The 16,140-nt window shown below is 60.1% G+C and carries 16 protein-coding genes; 10 read left to right on the top strand and 6 right to left on the bottom strand.

Going from position 1 to position 16,140, the window contains the following annotated elements:
- Positions 1-8 precede the first annotated feature (8 nt).
- The 6 genes from VD17_RS11360 to VD17_RS11335 all read left to right on the top strand — a co-directional run bounded on the left by VD17_RS11360 (position 9) and on the right by VD17_RS11335 (position 7,762).
- Complete coding sequence (locus VD17_RS11360; protein WP_185753138.1) at positions 9-2,042, top strand: ABC transporter permease subunit; 2,034 nt, start codon at positions 9-11, stop codon at positions 2,040-2,042.
- Between the two features lie 15 nt (positions 2,043-2,057).
- Positions 2,058-3,728: a phosphate ABC transporter permease PstA gene (gene pstA / locus VD17_RS11355; RefSeq protein WP_046053890.1), complete on the top strand. Its 1,671-nt coding sequence runs from the start codon at positions 2,058-2,060 to the stop codon at positions 3,726-3,728.
- Between the two features lie 130 nt (positions 3,729-3,858).
- Positions 3,859-4,692 (top strand): phosphate ABC transporter ATP-binding protein PstB, encoded by an 834-nt coding sequence (gene pstB / locus VD17_RS11350; RefSeq protein ID WP_033059285.1) that lies wholly within the window; start codon positions 3,859-3,861, stop codon positions 4,690-4,692.
- A 71-nt stretch (positions 4,693-4,763) separates the two neighbouring features.
- On the top strand, positions 4,764-5,525 hold the full coding sequence (phoU, locus tag VD17_RS11345; protein ID WP_008150055.1) for a phosphate signaling complex protein PhoU: 762 nt from the start codon (positions 4,764-4,766) through the stop codon (positions 5,523-5,525).
- A gap of 167 nt (positions 5,526-5,692) precedes the next feature.
- Positions 5,693-6,643 carry a response regulator gene (locus tag VD17_RS11340; RefSeq protein ID WP_046053889.1) on the top strand — a complete coding sequence of 317 codons (951 nt, stop codon included), beginning with the start codon at positions 5,693-5,695 and terminating at the stop codon, positions 6,641-6,643.
- A 222-nt stretch (positions 6,644-6,865) separates the two neighbouring features.
- The gene (locus VD17_RS11335; protein WP_046053888.1) at positions 6,866-7,762 is read left to right on the top strand and encodes a peptidoglycan DD-metalloendopeptidase family protein; all 897 of its coding nucleotides are present in this window, start codon (positions 6,866-6,868) and stop codon (positions 7,760-7,762) included.
- 156 nt (positions 7,763-7,918) lie between these two features.
- Here VD17_RS11335 and VD17_RS11330 read toward each other — a convergent pair whose 3' ends face one another.
- From VD17_RS11330 to phoB, 3 genes are all read right to left on the bottom strand, one after another.
- Positions 7,919-9,259, bottom strand: coding sequence for a hemolysin family protein (locus VD17_RS11330; protein WP_033059291.1), 1,341 nt, complete (start codon positions 9,257-9,259; stop codon positions 7,919-7,921).
- A 123-nt stretch (positions 9,260-9,382) separates the two neighbouring features.
- Positions 9,383-10,669, bottom strand: coding sequence for a phosphate regulon sensor histidine kinase PhoR (gene phoR / locus VD17_RS11325; protein ID WP_259674555.1), 1,287 nt, complete (start codon positions 10,667-10,669; stop codon positions 9,383-9,385).
- An 81-nt stretch (positions 10,670-10,750) separates the two neighbouring features.
- Complete coding sequence (gene phoB / locus VD17_RS11320; protein ID WP_008150066.1) at positions 10,751-11,440, bottom strand: phosphate regulon transcriptional regulator PhoB; 690 nt, start codon at positions 11,438-11,440, stop codon at positions 10,751-10,753.
- A 153-nt stretch (positions 11,441-11,593) separates the two neighbouring features.
- On the opposite strand from phoB, the gene VD17_RS11315 reads away from it, so the two are divergent.
- Positions 11,594-11,977, top strand: coding sequence for a COG4315 family predicted lipoprotein (locus VD17_RS11315; RefSeq protein WP_046053886.1), 384 nt, complete (start codon positions 11,594-11,596; stop codon positions 11,975-11,977).
- An 89-nt stretch (positions 11,978-12,066) separates the two neighbouring features.
- On the opposite strand, the gene ubiA is transcribed toward VD17_RS11315, so the two are convergent.
- Positions 12,067-12,957, bottom strand: coding sequence for a 4-hydroxybenzoate octaprenyltransferase (gene ubiA / locus VD17_RS11310; RefSeq protein ID WP_046053885.1), 891 nt, complete (start codon positions 12,955-12,957; stop codon positions 12,067-12,069).
- Positions 12,957-13,496, bottom strand: a complete 540-nt coding sequence (locus VD17_RS11305; protein WP_440130564.1) for a chorismate--pyruvate lyase family protein — start codon at positions 13,494-13,496, stop codon at positions 12,957-12,959. Before VD17_RS11305 ends, ubiA begins: the two co-directional genes overlap by 1 nt.
- Before the next feature lie 224 nt (positions 13,497-13,720).
- Here VD17_RS11305 and VD17_RS11300 point away from each other — a divergent pair, with 224 nt between their 5' ends.
- The 3 genes from VD17_RS11300 to VD17_RS11290 all read left to right on the top strand — a co-directional run bounded on the left by VD17_RS11300 (position 13,721) and on the right by VD17_RS11290 (position 15,526).
- Complete coding sequence (locus tag VD17_RS11300) at positions 13,721-13,891, top strand: rubredoxin (protein ID WP_033059298.1); 171 nt, start codon at positions 13,721-13,723, stop codon at positions 13,889-13,891.
- Positions 13,892-13,909: 18 nt separating this feature from the next.
- Positions 13,910-15,058, top strand: coding sequence for an NAD(P)/FAD-dependent oxidoreductase (locus tag VD17_RS11295; RefSeq protein ID WP_046053883.1), 1,149 nt, complete (start codon positions 13,910-13,912; stop codon positions 15,056-15,058).
- A gap of 192 nt (positions 15,059-15,250) precedes the next feature.
- The gene (locus tag VD17_RS11290; RefSeq protein ID WP_003213368.1) at positions 15,251-15,526 is read left to right on the top strand and encodes an HU family DNA-binding protein; all 276 of its coding nucleotides are present in this window, start codon (positions 15,251-15,253) and stop codon (positions 15,524-15,526) included.
- 210 nt (positions 15,527-15,736) lie between these two features.
- On the opposite strand, the gene VD17_RS11285 is transcribed toward VD17_RS11290, so the two are convergent.
- A complete protein-coding gene (locus VD17_RS11285) occupies positions 15,737-16,120 on the bottom strand; it encodes a DUF6124 family protein (protein WP_046053882.1) in 384 nt (127 codons plus the stop codon).
- Positions 16,121-16,140 lie beyond the last annotated feature (20 nt).

The following is a 16,140-nucleotide window of genomic DNA, read 5'->3' as shown; positions in this document are numbered from 1 at the left end:
CCGCCTGGATGCAAGACGCCGGCAAGCCGTTGATGATCTCCCTGGAAGAACAGAATCAGGTCGCCATGCGGGTTTCCGACAAGGGCCAGGCCCTGTTCTTCGATATCGACAGCGGCGCTGAACTCAAGCGCGTCGATCTGTCGATTCCGGCCGGCACTACCGTGACCTCCATCGGCGAAGACCAGCCCGGCCATCCATTGGTGGCGGTGGGCTTGTCCAACGGTCAGGCACTGGTGTTCCGTCACACTTATAAAGTCAGCTACCCGGACGGCAAGAAAACCATCTCGCCGGCCATCGAATACCCGTATGGCGAAACGCCGATTGCGCTGAACGAAGCGGGCGGTGCGCTGGAACACATCAGCCTGAACGCTACCGACACCACCCTGATGCTGGTGGGTTCCACCGGTGCGCAACTCAACGTTTTGTCGCTGACCAGCGAAGAAAACATGATGACCGGCGAAATCACCAACGAGCAGAAGCGCATCGATCTGCCGCAGATGACCGAGCCGGTGAAGAACATCTTCGTCGACCCACGCCAGCAATGGCTGTACGTGATTAACGGTCGCGCCCAGGCCGACGTGTTCAGCCTGCGCGACAAGAGCCTCAACGGTCGCTACAAACTGCTGGATGATGGCGAAGCGCAAATCACCGCCAGTACTCAATTGGTGGGTGGCATCTCGCTGATCCTCGGTGATTCCAAGGGTGGTCTGGCCCAGTGGTTCATGGCCCGCGACCACGATGGCGAACTGCGTCTGAAGCAGATTCGTAACTTCCAGATGGGCACTGCGCCGATCGTTGAAATCACCGCTGAAGAACGTCGCAAAGGCTTCATCGCTCTCGATGCGTCCGGCAAGCTCGGCGTGTTCCACAGCACCGCCCACCGCACCTTGCTGGTGGACCAGGTGGTCGATGGCCAAGGCATCTTCGGCCTGTCACCACGGGCCAACCGTGTGATCGTGGAGGCGGGCGGCAAGATTCAACCGCTGCTGCTCGATAACCCGCACCCAGAGGTTTCCTGGAGCGCGTTGTGGAGCAAGGTCTGGTACGAGAACTACGACGAGCCTAAATACGTCTGGCAATCGACCGCCGCCAACACCGACTTCGAACCCAAGCTGAGTCTGTCTCCGCTGACCTTCGGTACCTTGAAAGCCGCCTTCTACGCCATGCTGCTGGCCGCTCCACTGGCCGTCGCCGCTGCCATCTACACCGCGTACTTCATGGCCCCGGGCATGCGCCGCAAGGTCAAACCGGTGATCGAACTGATGGAAGCGATGCCGACGGTGATCCTCGGTTTCTTCGCCGGTCTGTTCCTCGCACCGTATGTGGAAGGACATTTGCCGGGCATCTTCAGCCTGCTGATGCTCTTGCCGATTGGCATTCTGGTGGCCGGTTTCGTCTTCAGCCGCCTGCCTGAATCCATCCGCCTGAAAGTGCCGGACGGTTGGGAAAGTGCAATTCTGATTCCGGTGATCCTGTTCGTGGGCTGGCTCTCGCTGTACATGAGCCCGTACATGGAAACCTGGTTCTTTGGCGGCGACATGCGCATGTGGATCTCCCACGACCTGGGCATCACCTACGACCAGCGCAACGCTCTGGTGGTCGGTCTGGCCATGGGCTTTGCAGTGATCCCGAACATCTACTCCATCGCCGAAGACGCCGTGTTCAGCGTGCCTCGCGGTTTGACCCTCGGTTCCCTGGCCCTCGGTGCCACACCGTGGCAGACCATGACTCGTGTGGTGATCCTCACCGCCAGCCCGGGTATCTTCTCGGCGCTGATGATCGGCATGGGCCGTGCGGTCGGTGAAACCATGATCGTGCTGATGGCCACCGGCAACACGCCGGTCATGGAAATGAACCTGTTCGAAGGCCTGCGCACCCTGGCCGCCAACGTCGCAGTGGAAATGCCCGAATCGGAAGTCGGCGGCAGCCACTACCGCGTGCTGTTCCTCTCGGCGCTGGTGCTGTTGCTGTTCACCTTCGTCATGAACACCCTCGCGGAACTGATTCGTCAGCGTCTGCGCAAGAAATACTCGTCGCTTTAAGAAAGGTAGAAGTCTGTGAAACAGAACTCCCTGAATGGATGGTTCAAGAGCGGCGCCCCCGGCGTCTGGATCAGTGGTGGCGCGGTGTCCATCGCGGTCATCATGACCATTGGCCTGCTGGCAGTGATTGCCGTGCGCGGTCTGGGTCACTTCTGGCCGGCGGATTTGATTCACGCCAGCTACGACGTGCCGGGCCAGGCCAACCACCTCGTCATCGGCGAAGTGGTGCAGAAAGAAGAAGTGCCGCGCGAGCGCCTGAAAAGCGCTGGCCTGCCGGTGCCTGATCAGGGCCCGGAGTTCATGACCCGGGAGCTGATCAAGGTCGGCAACCGTGACTTGAACGGCAACGACTTCACCTGGATCGTCGGCGAGTGGCTGACTAACCAGAAGACCCCGCCTGAATTGATGGCCATTGAGCGTCGCGAGTGGGGCAACTTCTACGGCTACCTGGTCAACGTCAAACAGGATGGCAAGGTCATCGCTGAAGGCGAGGCTGCGTGGCCTGAGCTGCAGGCCCGTGTCGATCGCGTCAACAAACTCGCGGCACAGCTCAAGAACCTGGAAAAAACCGACATCGGCGCGATCAACGCGGGTCTTGAGCGCCTCCGTCTGCACGGCCGCAAACTGGAACTGGCTGGCCAACTCGATGCCACCGCACAAGCGGACATGGAGTCCGAGCGCGCCGAGCTCAACGCTCGTTATCAAGAGGTCGAAGTCCGCCTGAACGACCTGCACGCCCAGTTCAATCGCGACAGCCTGACGGCCCGCGATGCGAACGGCAAAGAGATTGAAATCGGCATCGGTAAAGTGGTCCATGCTTATCAGCCGAACGCGATGGGCACCTTCACCAAGGTCGGTTTCTACTTCAGCAAGATGTGGGAATTCCTCAGCGACGATCCCCGTGAAGCGAACACCGAAGGCGGGATTTTCCCGGCGATTTTCGGCACCGTGATGATGACCCTGATCATGGCGATGATCGTGACCCCGTTCGGCGTGCTGGCGGCGGTTTACCTGCGTGAATATGCCAAGCAGAACGTGTTGACCCGGATTATCCGCATCGCGGTGAACAACCTGGCCGGTGTTCCGGCCATTGTTTACGGCGTGTTCGGCCTGGGCTTCTTCGTCTATGTGCTGGGCGGTTCGGTTGACCGGTTGTTCTTCCCTGAAGCACTGCCGGCACCGACCTTCGGTACGCCGGGTCTGCTCTGGGCGTCCCTGACCCTGGCGCTGCTGGCGGTGCCGGTGGTGATCGTGGCCACCGAAGAAGGTCTGGCGCGGATTCCTCGCACCGTGCGCGAAGGCTCGTTGGCCCTCGGCGCGACCAAGGCTGAAACCTTGTGGAAGATCGTGCTGCCGATGGCCAGCCCGGCGATGATGACCGGCATGATCCTCGCCGTGGCTCGCGCCGCCGGTGAAGTGGCGCCGCTGATGCTGGTGGGGGTGGTGAAACTGGCGCCGTCGCTGCCGGTGGATGGCAACTACCCGTACTTGCACCTGGACCAGAAGATCATGCACTTGGGCTTCCACATCTATGACGTCGGCTTCCAGAGCCCGAACGTCGAGGCTGCGCGGCCGCTGGTGTACGCCACGGCGCTGCTGCTGGTGCTGGTAATCGCGACATTGAACCTGTCGGCCGTTTACATCCGTAACCACCTGCGCGAGAAGTACAAAGCGCTGGATAGCTGATCTCATGCAGCACTGATTTTCCTGTGGGAGCGAGCCTGCTCGCGAAGCTTTTGGCGCCAGTGATGGCCCCTTCGCGAGCAGGTTCGCTCCCACACAACCGAACCGAATTTGTTAGCACAGGGAGCCTCCCATGCAGCACGAAGCACATACCCACGGCATCAACATGTCTGCCCTGGGCCGCGACAAGCAGAGCTTGAGCCTTGAACAGGAAACCGTCGCGATTGAAGTGCCGGGCCTGAGCCTGTTCTACGGTGACAAACAAGCGCTGTACGACGTCAGCATGAACATCCCGAAACAGCGCGTGACCGCCTTCATCGGCCCGTCCGGCTGTGGCAAGTCCACGCTGCTGCGTACGTTCAACCGCATGAACGACCTGGTGGATGGCTGCCGTGTCGAAGGCGAGATCAACCTCTACGGCAACAACATCTACCGTAAGGGCGAAGACGTGGCCGAGCTGCGTCGTCGCGTCGGCATGGTGTTCCAGAAGCCGAACCCGTTCCCGAAAACCATCTACGAGAACGTGGTCTACGGCCTGCGCATCCAGGGCATCAACAAGAAGCGCATCCTCGACGAAGCCGTCGAGTGGGCGTTGAAAGGCGCGGCGCTGTGGGACGAAGTCAAAGACCGTCTGCATGAATCGGCACTCGGCCTGTCCGGTGGTCAGCAACAACGTCTGGTAATCGCTCGCACCATCGCCGTGGAGCCAGAAGTATTACTGCTCGACGAACCGTGCTCGGCACTTGACCCGATCTCCACGCTGAAAGTCGAAGAGCTGATCTACGAACTGAAATCGAAGTTCACCATCGTCATCGTGACCCACAACATGCAACAGGCCGCGCGGGTTTCCGACTACACGGCGTTCATGTACATGGGCAAACTGGTGGAATTCGGCGACACCGACACCCTGTTCACCAATCCGGCGAAGAAGCAGACCGAAGACTACATCACTGGTCGCTACGGCTAGGAAGCTGTTGTTGCTCACTGAACTGACGCTGCGGTCCACCGCACCTTACCGGACGCTCCAAGGACGCCAACATGATTAGTAAAGAAGGCCTTACCCATCACATCTCCGCGCAGTTCAACGCTGAGCTCGAGGAAGTGCGCAGCCACCTCCTGGCCATGGGCGGGTTGGTGGAAAAGCAGGTCAACGACGCGGTGACCGCGCTGATCGAGGCCGACTCCGGCCTGGCCCAGCAGGTTCGCGAGATCGACGACCAGATCAATCAGATGGAACGCAACATCGACGAAGAATGCCTGCGCATTCTGGCCCGTCGTCAGCCGGCGGCGTCGGACTTGCGTTTGATCATCAGCATCTCCAAGTCGGTGATCGACCTGGAGCGCATCGGTGACGAAGCGACCAAGATCGCCCGTCGTGCCATCCAGTTGTGCGAAGAAGGCGAAGCCCCACGGGGTTATGTCGAGGTTCGCCACATCGGCGACCAGGTACGCAACATGGTTCGCGATGCACTGGACGCTTTTGCCCGCTTCGACGCTGACCTGGCTTTGTCGGTGGCCCAGTACGACAAGATCATCGACCGTGAATACAAAACCGCGCTGCGTGAGCTCGCCACCTACATGATGGAAGACCCGCGCTCTATCTCGCGGGTTCTGAGCATTATCTGGGTGCTGCGTTCGCTGGAACGGATCGGCGACCACGCGCGCAATATCTCGGAGCTGGTGATTTACCTGGTGCGCGGTACCGACGTGCGGCACCTGGGCCTCAAGCGCATGAAAGAAGAAGTTGAAGGCACAAGTGGTGAAACCGCTAATGTTCCGGGCAAAGCTGACGATAAGTAAGATTGCCTGAGAAAAGCGCCCGGCCTTTTGGCCGGGCGTTTTTGTTTGTGGTCGATGAATTCGAAAGCAGCACCCGCGAACGAAAAGTCCCGGCGTGACTGAAGGTTTTTGGCAATGTGCCATCAGCAAAGCGGTATGCTTGCCGGGATTTTTTAAAGGGGTGATGGATGAGTAAGGTCAGTGTGTTGGTTGTGGACGACGCGTCGTTCATTCGTGACCTGGTGAAGAAGTGCTTGCGCAACTACTTCCCTGGGATCCGGATCGAAGATGCGGTCAACGGCAAGAAGGCTCAGGCCTTGCTGGCACAGGAAGCGTTCGACCTGGTCCTGTGCGACTGGGAAATGCCGGAAATGTCCGGCCTGGAGCTGCTGACCTGGTGCCGCGAGCAGGACAACCTCAAGACCATGCCGTTCGTGATGGTGACCAGCCGAGGCGATAAAGAGAACGTCGTCCAGGCGATCCAGGCCGGGGTTTCCGGCTACGTCAGCAAGCCGTTCACCAACGAGCAACTGCTGACCAAGGTCAAGCAGGCCCTGAACAAGGTCGGCAAGCTCGACACCTTGATGAACAGCGCGCCGACCAAAATGAACTCGGCGTTCGGCAATGATTCCCTGAGCGCATTGACCAGCGGCAAGGCTGCCGTGGTCGCACCCGCCGCGGCGCCGGTCAGCCCGTTCGCCAAACCTGTCCCCGCTGCGCCAGCCCCGGCGGCTGCTCCGTCTCGCGGTCTGCTCAACAGCCCGCCGATCAAGCCTCCAGCGTCCTCCGCAGCGTCAACGGGCGGTCGTGGCCAAGGCCAATTGCGTCTGCCAAACGGCATTCAGCAATGTGTGATCAAGGCCTTGAGTCTCAAGGAAGCATTGCTGGTGGTGAAACGCATCGACACCCTGCCGCAAGTGCTCGACAGCGCCGTGCTCGACCTGGAGCAGGGCGATAACGCCGAAACCGCCCGTCTGAACGGCTACCTGCACGCCATCGTCGCCCACGAGCAGAAGCCCGACAGCGAGTGGCTGCAACTGACCTTCCGCTTCGTCGACCAGGATGCGCAGAAGCTCGACTACATCTCGCGACTGATAGCACGTGGTACGGCGCAGAAGCATTTCATACCCGGCGCGTAATCTTCGTCGCCTGACAGGCCGCCTTCGCGAGCAAGCTCGCTCCCACATTGGAATGCATTTCAAATGTGGGAGCGACGGTGCGACGATTCGACCTGCTCGCGATGAGGTCTTCGAATTCACCGCACATCCGCTGAACTGCCCATTTTGAAACATCTGCCGACTACCCGGGTCCATTGCAGCTGCTAGGCTCCTACCCAGGCCTTACTCGACAGAATCTTGCCCATGCTCGCGCGCCTGCTGTTTTTCTTAGGTCTTTTCATGGCCTCCACCTCAGCGATGGCCATGACGATCTACAAGTCCACCGACGCCAATGGCGTGGTCTCCTACAGCGACCGCCCCACGACGGGCTCCAAGGTGTTCGTTTTTCGTGATCGCATGGTCGAGAATCTTGAGCGTCAGGTGTACCTCGTCATCACCAAGAAGAAGGGCGTGGACAGCGTTTACGTACGCAATGACCTGTACGCGCCGGTAGAGATCGAGTTGAGCTTCGCCGGGCTGCAGAACGTCAGTGGTGCGCCGAGCCGACCGATTCGCCGGGTGATGCCGGCACGCAGCAGTATTCGTCTGGCGCTGCTCACGGCCACAAAAGCCGAGATGCCGCTCGCGTACACCCCAAAATTCGAATACTCCCTGGGCGACCCCTCAGGAGCCACCATGGCCTATCGATACCCGTTCCCCTGGCGTGGCGGACCGTTTCGATTGAGTCAGGGCGCCAATGGCCAATACAGCCACTTCGGCCCCAAGAACCGCTACGCCATGGACATCGCCATGCCCGAAGGCACCCCGATCATCGCGGCGCGTGGCGGTGTGGTGGTGAAAACCGAGAATGCCCAGACCGGCCGCGGCAACGATCCATCGGGCAATTTCGTGCGAATACTGCACGATGACGGGACGATGGGCGTGTATCTGCACCTTAAACAAGGTTCGGTGAGCGTTCGCGAGGGGCAGCGGGTGTCGGTGGGGAGTCCACTGGCCTTGTCGGGCAATACCGGCAACAGCAGCGGGCCGCACCTGCATTTCGTGGTGCAGCGCAATACCGGGTTGGGGCTGGTGTCGATCCCGTACCAGTTCAATCAACCGGTCGGCAGCTTGCCGAACTTTGCGCTCGGCAAACAGTGAAGGTGATGGAGATTAATTGTGGCGAGGGGATTTATCCCCGTTGGGTCGCGAAGCGACCCCGCTTTACTTAAAGGCTTGGGACGGCTTCGCCGTCCAACGGGGATAAATCCCCTCGCCACAGATAAATCCCCTCGCCACAAAAGTCCCTGCCGACAGTTAATCCAGCATCAACACCTTGGCCAGAATGATCTTCGGCCCTTTCATCTTCTTGATGATGATCCGCAAGCCTTCGACTTCCAGCACTTCTTCCTCTTCCGGCACCCGTTTCAGGGTTTCGTAGACCAGCCCGGCGAGGGTTTCGGCTTCGATGTGGTCCAGATCGATGCCCAGCAGGCGCTCGACCTTGAACAATGGCGTGTCGCCGCGCACCAGCAGCTTGCCCGGCTGGTACGCGAGGATCCCGCGCTCAGCCTTGCGGTGCTCGTCCTGAATGTCGCCGACCAGTACTTCCAACACGTCTTCCATGGTCAGGTAGCCGATGATGTTGCCATCGGCTTCTTCGACCAGGGCGAAGTGCGAGCCGCCTTTGCGGAACTGTTCCAGCAACTGCGACAGCGGCATATGGCGCGAAACCCGCTCCAGCGGCCGGGTCAGTTCGGCGAGGTTGAACGACTCGGGAATGTGGTCCAGGGCTGCCAGTTCCAGCAGCAAATCCTTGATGTGCAGCAGGCCGACGAACTCCTGACGATCGCTGTCGTACACCGGATAACGGCTGAATTTGTGGCGACGGAACATCGCCAGGATTTCCTTCAGCGGCGCGTTGAACTCCAGCGTCACCAGGTCTTCCCGGGAATTGGCCCAGTCGACCACTTCCAGCTCGCCCATTTCCACCGCCGAGGCCAAAACGCGCATGCCTTGGTCACTCGGATCCTGGCCACGGCTGGAGTGCAGGATCAGTTTCAGTTCTTCACGGCTGTAATGGTGCTCGTGATGGGGGCCGGGTTCACCCTGGCCGGCGATCCGCAGGATCGTGTTGGCGCTGGCGTTGAGCAGGTAAATGGCCGGGTACATGGCCCAGTAGAACAGGTACAGCGGCACAGCGGTCCAGAGCGACAGCAGCTCGGGTTTGCGGATGGCCCAGGATTTCGGGGCCAGCTCACCGACCACGATGTGCAGGTACGAGATGACGAAGAACGCGGCGAAGAACGACACGCCTTTGATCACTTCGGCCGACTGCACGCCGACGGCTTCAAGGATCGGTTCGAGGATGTGCGCGAACGCCGGTTCACCGACCCAGCCAAGGCCCAGGGAGGCGAGGGTGATACCCAATTGGCACGCCGACAGGTAAGCATCGAGCTGACTGTGAACGGTGCGCAGGATATGCCCGCGCCAGCCGTTTTTATCAGCGATGGCTTCGACCCGGGTCGAGCGCAATTTGACCATGGCAAATTCGGCCGCAACGAAAAAGCCGTTGAGCAAAACCAGGATCAGAGCAAAAAGAATCATGCCGAAATCGGCGAAGAGTGTCGCGAGGGTCAAGCCAGGGGAAGGGTCCATGATGGAGTTTTGCGGGTTCCGTGTATTCGAAAGGAAAGAAAAAAGTGTGCCTGAAGGGCAGGCACAAGTCAGCCAATGTAGCGGCTGACCGTGCGATTGCCTAGTGGCGCGTGCCGGCCGGTATCAGTCGGCGGCGCTGATGACCCGGGATTTGGTGACCTGGGCCGGCGCAAAATGGCAGGTAAAGGTGCTGCCGTGGCCCGGCACACTGCTGATTTCCATCCGCGCGCGGTGGCGCAGCAGCACGTGTTTGACGATCGCCAGGCCGAGCCCCGTGCCGCCGGTGTTGGAGTTGCGGCTGGAATCGACGCGGTAGAAGCGTTCGGTCAGGCGCGGCAGGTGTTTGCTATCGATACCGATGCCGGAATCCTGCACGCTCAAGTGTGCGCCTTGCTCATCACCCCACCAGCGGATGCGGATATTGCCTTCGGCCGGTGTGTATTTCACCGCGTTGAACACCAGATTGGAAAACGCGCTGCGCAATTCGGCTTCGCTGCCCTTGAGCAGAATCGTCGGGTCGGCTTCCAGCGTGATCTTCTGATTGCGCTGAGCAGACAACTGCTGAGCGTCGCCCTTGATCGATTGCAGCAAGCCGTCGATGGCCACCGGCTGGTTGTCCGACGGGTAATCGGTGGCTTCCAGTTTGGCCAACAGCAGCAAGTCGTTGAGCAGCGTCTGCATGCGTCCGCCTTGCTGCTGCATCTGTTGCAGGGCACGGGACCAGCGCGGGTTCACGTCCTCGACGTTGTCGAGCAGGGTTTCCAGATAACCGCAGATCACCGTCAACGGCGTGCGCAATTCATGGGAGACGTTGGCGATGAAGTCTTTGCGCATCTGTTCCAGTTGATGGATACGCGTCACGTCGCGCACCAGCATCAAGTGTTCGTTGTTGCCGTAGCGGGTGATGTACAGCTGAATGCGCAGGCGATCATTGATCGGTGACGGAATTTCCAGCGGTTCGGAGTAGCTATTCTGCTCGAAGTATTCCTTGAAGCGCGGATGGCGCACCAGGTTGGTCACCGGCTGGCCGCTGTCTTGCGGGGTCTTGAGGCCGAGCAGGGTTTCGGCGGCGCGGTTCCACCATTCGAGGTTGCCATCGCTGTCGAGCATGATCACCGCGTCTTTCAGCGCGGCGGTGGATTCCTGGACCCGGTCGATCACCGCTTGCAGACGCCCGCGTACACGTTGGTCGCGACGTTGCAGGTGGTAGATGCTGTCGAACACTTCGCCCCACAGGCCATAGCCATCGGGTGGTGCTTCATCGGGTTTGTGCAGACGTAGCCATTCGTGCAAGCGCAACAATTGCTTGAGCGTCCAGGCCAGGTAAAGGCCCAGGCCCACGGCGAGGCTCCAGCCGTAGTAGCCGGTAATCAGGCCGATCACCAGGCAACCGGTCACCAGCAAAAGCATGTGGCGGATCAGGGTGCCATGCCAGTTTTGGTTCACTTGAACGCGCGTCCTTGTCAGCTTGTCGGGCGGGGAGGGTCCGGGTCAGGCCTTGGTGGAAAACCGGTAACCGGTACCGCGCACGGTTTGTACCAGATTTTCGTAAGCATCACCGAGGGCTTTGCGCAGGCGGCGGATGTGCACGTCGACGGTGCGCTCTTCAACATAAACGTTGCCGCCCCAGACCTGATCCAGTAACTGGCCACGGGTGTAGGCGCGTTCCTGGTGGGTCATGAAGAATTGCAGCAGGCGGTATTCGGTCGGGCCCATCTCGGCGGGTTTGCCGTCGATGGTCACACGGTGGCTGATCGGGTCCAGCAGCAGGCCGCCGACTTCGATCGGCGTCTCGCCATCGGTTGGACCGGCACGGCGCAGCACGGCCTTGAGGCGCGCAACCAGCTCACGAGGGGAAAAAGGCTTGGTGATGTAGTCATCGGCACCGACTTCCAGGCCCTGGATCTTGTTGTCCTCTTCACCCTTGGCGGTGAGCATGATGATCGGGATGTCCCCGGTCAGCTCATCGCGCTTGAGGCGTCGGGCCAGCTCGATGCCGGACGTGCCGGGCAGCATCCAGTCGAGCAGGATCAGGTCCGGCTTGCGGTCGACAATGATGGCGTGGGCCTGCTGCGAGTTCTCGGCCTCCAGGCAGTCATAGCCGGCCATTTCCAACGCAACGGCGATCATTTCGCGAATGGGCGCTTCGTCGTCGACGATCAGAATACTCCTGCCAACCATGCCTTTAATCCTCTTGTCATTTAACTGTCTTGCGCCGCATTAGATAACGGAATTATTGCAGTCGTGTGACAGTATTTTAGTCGCCCGGCGATTGTCATGATCCTGAACTAAGCTCTAATTCCGAATCCTGACAACCACAAAAGGAAGGTTTCCATGAAACACATTGCTCAAACCTGGAAGGCTCTGCTGGTCACGGCTGCGCTAACGCTGCCGACTCTGGCCTTCGCCGCCGAGCCAGCGATGATGAAAGAAGGGATGATGGTCGATCACAAGGGCATGACGGTGTACACATACGACAAGGACTCAGGCGGTAAGTCGATGTGCAACGGCGAGTGCGCTGAATACTGGCCGCCAATGATGGCGCCAGCGGGCGCCAAGCCCGAAGGCAAGTGGAGCACGATCAAACGTGACGACGGTAAGATGCAGTGGGCCTATGACGGCAAGCCGCTTTACACGTTCATGAAGGACAAAAAACCTGGTGACATGGCAGGCGACAATATGAAGGAAGTCTGGCACATCATGCGCGAGCATAAATAAGCGATTCGTCTGCGCCGTAAACAGTTCGCAGCCTGCGGTCGCTCCATCCCCCTGTCGGAGCGGGCGCAGGCTGCGATCTGTTCCAACGGTCAATGCAGCGCGTAATCCAGCACAATCCCGACAAAAATCGCCAACCCGGCCCAGTGGTTGTGCAAAAACGCCTTGAAGCAGCGCATCCGGTCCTTGCCACGGGTGTACCAGAACTCCCACGCAAAACAGCCCGCCGCCGCCAGCAACCCGAGGTGGAACCAGCCACCGAGCTCGAATTTCGACCCGGCCAGCAGCAGGCAACCCAGCGCCAGCCCTTGCAGCGTCAGGATGATCACACGGTCCGCTTCGCCAAACAGAATCGCCGTGGATTTCACGCCGATCTTCAGGTCGTCGTCGCGGTCGGTCATCGCGTAATAAGTGTCGTAGCCGACAGTCCACAGCAGGTTGGCGATCCACAGCAACCACGCCGCTGCCGGCAATTCACCGGTCTCGGCGGTGAACGCCATCGGCATCCCCCAGGAGAACGCCGCGCCGAGCACCACTTGCGGGTAATAGGTGTAGCGCTTCATGAACGGGTAAGTGAAGGCCAGCGCCAAACCGCCGAACGACAACCAGACCGTTGTGGCATTGGTGCAGAGCACCAGCAGAAAACTCACGCCCATCAGCAACGCGAAGAACACCAAGGCTTCTTTGGAACTGATCTTGCCGCTCACCAGTGGCCGTTGTTCGGTGCGTTTCACGTGGCCGTCGACCTTGCGGTCCGCCCAGTCATTGATCACGCAGCCGCCGGCACGGGTCAGCACCACGCCCAAGACGAAAATGACGATATTGGCCAGTGACGGCGACCCTTTGCCGGCAATCCACAGCGCCCACAGCGTCGGCCACAGCAGCAGATAAATGCCGATCGGTTTGTCCATACGGGTCAGCTGAATGAAATCCCAGGCCCGTGGATTCAAGCGATTCAGGGACTTGAGCAGGCTTTGGTACATCAGCAATTCTCCGGATGGGCGCGGGTCGCGTTCCACAAGGTCGGCAAGAAGATTTCGGCCACCAGCACGCTCAAGGCGCCGCGATCGAAACGCGAGCGACGGCCCCACAGCTCAGGTGCCCGGGACTCCATTGGCAGCCACTCCTGAGGATAGTGACAAACCTCGATAGCTCGGCGCTGGAACGCTTGATCGCAAAACAGTAATTCGCCCAGGGAGCGGCTGCCCAATTCGTCCATGTGCAGACCGTCGCCCTGCAACGCACTGCGCGCCGCCACGCTGCGCGCAAATACCCAGGCTTCGCCGTGGCCACGCAGATACACCTCGCGAACCCAGCCCTCGCTGCCTTCGGCCAGGTCCAGCGCGGCACATTCGTCGGCGCGCAGGAGCTGCCAGCCTTCGAAAAGGGGCGTGACGCTGAAGCCATCATTCGACAAACGGATCAGGCGTCGGGTCAAAGAGCCTTCGTCGAACAGCCAGTCGAGGGTAGACGTGTCGGGGAGGGGCGTCAGTTGGCTTCGAGGGAGCCAAAGCGGGGTCATGGCGGGGGATTTTGAGTGCGGCACAGTGAGTCATTATTGGCAGCAAATGAGGCGGCGAGCTTAACATGTCAGCTAATAAATTTGAGTGATCCGGCCGCCCGTTGCGCCGAACAGGCTTGCAACTGCCCGGCCCCATCAGTACAAAACGCACTGAGCCGGACGGCAGCGCTACAACCATCGACCGTTCGCGCCGGTAAAAGACTGAACCCTGAGGAAGTACCTGAATGAAAAAGTGGCAATGTGTGGTCTGCGGCCTGATCTACAACGAAGCCGACGGCTGGCCGGATGACGGCATTGCGCCGGGCACCCGGTGGGAAGACGTACCGGCAGACTGGCTGTGCCCGGACTGCGGTGTGGGCAAGTTGGATTTTGAAATGATCGAAATCGCCGCTTAAATAACTGAGGAGTAAGGAATGAACGCACCTGTCGTGATCGTCGGTACCGGGCTGGCTGGCTACAACCTGGCCCGGGAGTTTCGCAAACTCGATGGCGAAACCCCGCTGCTGCTGATTACTGCCGATGACGGACGCTCCTACTCCAAGCCGATGCTCTCCACCGGCTTCGGCAAAAACAAAGACGCCGACGGCCTGAGTATGGCCGAACCGGGCACCATGGCCGAGCAGTTGAAGGCCGAAGTGCGTACACACACGCGTATCAGCGGCATCGATCCGGGCCACAAACGCTTGTGGATCGGTGAGGAAGCGGTGTTTTACCGTGACCTGATCCTCGCTTGGGGCGCGGAAACCGTGCGAGTGCCGATCGAAGGCGACGCGGCTGACGCAGTCTTCCCGATCAACGACCTGGAAGATTACGCGCGCTTTCGCACAGCGGCGGCCGGCAAACGTCGGGTGTTGCTGCTCGGCGCCGGCCTGATCGGCTGCGAGTTCGCCAACGACCTGATCCTTGGCGGCTATGAGGTGCAACTGGTTGCACCGTGTGAGCAGGTCATGCCGACCCTGTTGCACCCGGCGGCGGCCGCTGCGGTCCAGGCAGGGCTGGAAAGCCTGGGCGCACGCTTCCACCTCGGGCCGGTACTCAATCGCTTGCAGCGCGTCGCTGACGGACTGGAAGCGCATCTGTCCGATGGCCAGGTGATCCCTTGCGATGTGGTGGTGTCGGCCATTGGCCTGCGTCCACGCATCGACCTGGCGGCGGCGGCCGGTGTGCAGGTCAATCGCGGCGTGGTGGTCGATCGCCACCTGAAAACCTCCCACGCCAATATCTATGCCTTGGGCGACTGCGCCGAAGTCGATGGGCTGAATCTGTTGTACGTCATGCCCCTCATGAGCTGTGCGAGAGCGCTGGCCCAGACCCTCGCCGGAAACCCGACGGCGGTGAGTTATGGCCCGATGCCCATCACCGTTAAAACGCCGGTCTGCCCCTTGGTGGTTTCACCGCCACCACGGGGTTTGGAGGGCGTCTGGACAGTCGAAGGGCAGGGCGCGGACATCAAGGTATTGTGCCGCGATGCCGGCGGCAAACTGCTGGGTTATGCCCTGACAGGCGCGGCCGTGATGGAAAAACTGGCCCTGAACAAAGAGCTTCCGGCACTGCTGGCGTAAATACCGGTCGTTCTGTCGGAATCACCCCTCTTTTGCCCTTACAAAGGTCGCGCCGAGACTGGCGCGGCTCTTCGCTGCGTGCCATTCTCACTCCCGTCTGCCGCAGAGTAGAGCATCTGCGGCGCTTTGGGCGCTGTTCCAACGAGAACAGCACGGACATAACAACAAAAAACCGTCAAAGGGGCTTCACTAATGCGTAAACCAGAACTCGCCGCTGCAATTGCTGAAAAAGCAGACCTCACCAAAGAGCAGGCCAACCGCGTTCTCAACGCCGTTCTCGAAGAAATCACCGGCGCTCTGCACCGCAAGGACAGCGTTACGCTGGTGGGCTTCGGTACCTTCCTGCAACGCCATCGCGGTGCCCGCACCGGCAAAAACCCGCAAACCGGTGAGCCCGTCAAAATCAAGGCCAGCAACACTGTTGCGTTCAAGCCAGGCAAGTCGTTGAAAGACAGCGTTAATCCGTAACACGCACCGACTTCCCGCGTAGCGGGTGAGCGGAATAAAAAATGGGCACGCCAACGAGGTTGGGTGCCCATTTTTTTATGGGGCGAGGGTAACGCCAATCACTTAAGCCAAGACGCGATCCGTGTAGCAGCTGACGAAGCCTGCGTTCGGCTGCGAAGCAGTCGTAATATCAGAAAATGCGGTGCGTCAGGCTCACCGTGCACTCAGGGTTTACGACTGCCTGGCGAGTATCGCTGCCATTTCCGGCTCATCCAGATGATCCAGCATTCTCTCCACCAACAAATGCACCCCGTCAGCCATGCGGCTGAGCGCCAAGGCTACGGAGCGGCGGGAACCGTCCACATCGTCGGCGAGGTTGGCGGCGATGGCGCTGATGGACAGCAAATCTTCCGAGGCATTGGCGAGAAGGGTTTCAGGGTGGATACCCGGGCAGACGCTGAAGAGCTGGCCGTTGCGTTTTGGTGGTTTGGGGTCGGCTGGCGGGAAGTGATGGTCGAGGGCGCGCTCGGCGGCTTCGTTGAGTTTGTTTGAATCGGGGCTTTCGTAGGGGGAGATTGGGTCGGTGTCCGGCGGGTTTGGTGTGACCTTGAACATGATCTTCAATTCCTTGAATG

This window comes from Pseudomonas fluorescens (assembly GCF_000968015.1).
GTDB lineage: Bacteria > Pseudomonadota > Gammaproteobacteria > Pseudomonadales > Pseudomonadaceae > Aquipseudomonas > Aquipseudomonas fluorescens_W.
The sequence above is the reverse complement of the archived record's forward strand: the minus strand, read 5'-3'. Positions and strand labels throughout refer to the sequence as shown.